Genomic DNA, 2,419 nt, shown 5'->3' on the forward strand with positions numbered 1-2,419 from the left:
ATCACAATGGGTTGGGTCGGCTGTCCCATGACCACCGCAGGAAGGTTCAAGACCACCTTGGCACAGGCGCGGACGGCTGCCTTCAGGTCTAGTGCGTCCAGGGCATCCTGAGGAACGCTGTTGCCCAGGTGGAAGGTGAGGTTTAGGTGTCCTGCCGTTCGGTCGGGGGAAGAAGCTAAGGGAGTGCGCAACTCCAGGGTGCAGCAGTCCGAGGCTTTCAGCTCTATGCGCATGCCCCGGTAGCCTTGGCTGACGGCAGTCACCGTTAGCAACTCGGCGACCTGGGTATGGTTGGGCATTTCCAGGCGCAGCTCCACCCGTCCGCCGACCAACGGGTGAGGATCCGGGGCGTGCTTCTTGATGCGGTACTCGTATGGTTGGTTGGGGTCGTGGGACTCCTTGAGGAACTGGGGAGCCTGACGGTAGAAGGAGTCGCCGGGGCGGGTCTGCACGCGCACCTCTCCGGGTATGCCGTATCCGAGGACCTCCTCCCACTGTTTGCGTGCGTCGGAGTCCATGTCGGAGGTGGACACTCGGATCACCTGTTCGATGGGGCGGGGGTTGTTGTGCTTGGGCACTGCCGTGAGCGCTTGCTCGCCGGTCGGGTCGGTAATGAACCGGGGAGTCCAGTCGGTGTCGAGCTCATCCGCTGCCGTCTCCAGGTCACCCATGCGGGCGGTGTAGTCCTCTAGGTTGCGTAGAACAGCGTTGCGTGGAAGGGCGCCGCCGGCCCGCTCGAGTGCAAGGCTGGCGGCGTCGCGTAGGGCGTAGCCTTCGACGTCTGGGTGGCGGGCCACCATATCGTCCAGCTCGGCTTGACCAACCCATTCGATCCGGGGTTTGGGGCCGTCCTCGATGCGATCCGGAAGGGCTTGGATAAATTTTCGTTCGCCGGTGTTCAGGTTGTGTGGAACCACGAGCACCCACACGTCGGGGCGAGGCTCGAGCCGCATGGCCTGGTCGAAGGAGCCGCGGATCTGTTTCCGCCGCGTGTCCCTCATGCTGCCAGAGAAGCCTTGGGGGAAGTACTTCTGTTGGTAAAGCCATGTCTTGTCAGGGTCGATGATGAGAAGGTCGATGCCTTCGTCACCGCCCCGCGGGTCGGGCACTATGACCCGTTCTCGTACGGTGGCCGCTTCGGGATGATGACGGCGGATGAGGGCGGCAGTGATGCGGTCGAACTTTTCCCGCTTGAGTGTGGTCCAGTCGATCAACGGCGATGCCTTTCTTCAGTTTTCAGCGCCCTCCACTGACTGAGATGTTACTGGTGGCTCGGCACCCAGCCGTCGAGGCCATACATTGCCAGCGGGTACGGCACCGTCACGTTCGTGCTCTCCGAGTGCTGCCGACTGTGGGTCTGGGGCCATTGTCCTGAACCATGGTCAGGCAACGTCAAAGCTCCGTGCTACTGGCTTCCCGTTGTTGGCCACTGGCTCTTCGGCGTAAGTGTCCGTGGCTGGTTTCGTGGCCTGCTGGCGACGCTGCACCCGCTTAACTTTTTCGGGGGCGGTGAGCCCGATCTTGCGCAGCTCCTCGGCGGTCCAGCCACCGGTGGTAACGGCGGCTTGGAACGCTGCGGTGTCGTCCTTCTCTGCCTCCTTCAGTGCATCGCGTGCTTCATCAAGGGCACCGCGTGCGGTGATCGCCGCCCGCACGTAGTCCATCCGGTCCTTGAGCAGCCGCTGCGCGGCTTCTTCTGCTTGCTGGGGATCAGTGAGCTTAGCCATATCCCTACCTTAACGGACGCACACGATCCGTTCTAGAGATCACCCATGTTCAGCTGCCACTTCGTACCCGTGGTACCACAGCGGAGCAAAGCTATGTTTTATGTGCCATAAAACGGGTACACCGCTGGCCCTGCCGGTTTTGCGGTGGCACACTGGTCGTGTGGGGCCCACAGAGTGGGGGCGCTGCGCTGGGCTGAGACGAGAGGAGGTGCTGTAGTGGAGCAGGAGAATCCGCGCCACGTGTGGAAGTCGAGGCGCAAGCGGATCGAGGGCAAAACCCAGTACGTCCGGGTGTCCATGTCGGAGGCCGAGCGTGCTCAGCTGATGGTGTTGGAGCAGCAGACCGGGCTGTCGCCCTCGGCGCTGATGGTCCAGGCGGTGTTCGGTTCGGCGGATCCGGTGGCGGTGCAGCTGCGGAGGAACCAGCTGGCCGAGCTGATCCAGATGCGACAGCTGATGGCCACGATCGCGAACAACGTGAACCAGATCGCCCGGCACGCCAACAGCACCGGCGAGGTGCTGCCCGAGACGGTCGAGACCTTGCAGGAAGCCCGAAGATTTGGTGCGGACGTGCTGGCCAAGATCGAAGAGTTGATCCCGTGATCCCGAACATCACCAAGGGCGACAAGCCGATCGGGCTGATGAAGTACCTCGTGGGCCCGGGACAGGCCAACGAACACACCGACCCGCAC

3 protein-coding genes are annotated in these 2,419 nt (G+C 62.9%); 1 reads left to right on the forward strand and 2 read right to left on the reverse strand.

Features of this window, described 5'->3' with window-relative positions; genetic code table 11:
* Positions 1-1,214, reverse strand: a 1,214-nt coding sequence (locus ABEA06_RS07295) for a hypothetical protein (protein ID WP_345311062.1), incomplete at its 3' end; no start/stop codon positions are given.
* 168 nt (positions 1,215-1,382) lie between these two features.
* Positions 1,383-1,727, reverse strand: coding sequence for a hypothetical protein (locus tag ABEA06_RS07300; RefSeq protein ID WP_345311063.1), 345 nt, complete (start codon positions 1,725-1,727; stop codon positions 1,383-1,385).
* A gap of 216 nt (positions 1,728-1,943) precedes the next feature.
* On the opposite strand from ABEA06_RS07300, the gene mobC reads away from it, so the two are divergent.
* Complete coding sequence (gene mobC, locus ABEA06_RS07305) at positions 1,944-2,330, forward strand: plasmid mobilization relaxosome protein MobC (protein ID WP_345311064.1); 387 nt, start codon at positions 1,944-1,946, stop codon at positions 2,328-2,330.
* Positions 2,331-2,419: the final 89 nt, after the last annotated feature.

Source organism: Kocuria gwangalliensis (assembly GCF_039544365.1).
Lineage (GTDB): Bacteria > Actinomycetota > Actinomycetes > Actinomycetales > Micrococcaceae > Kocuria > Kocuria gwangalliensis.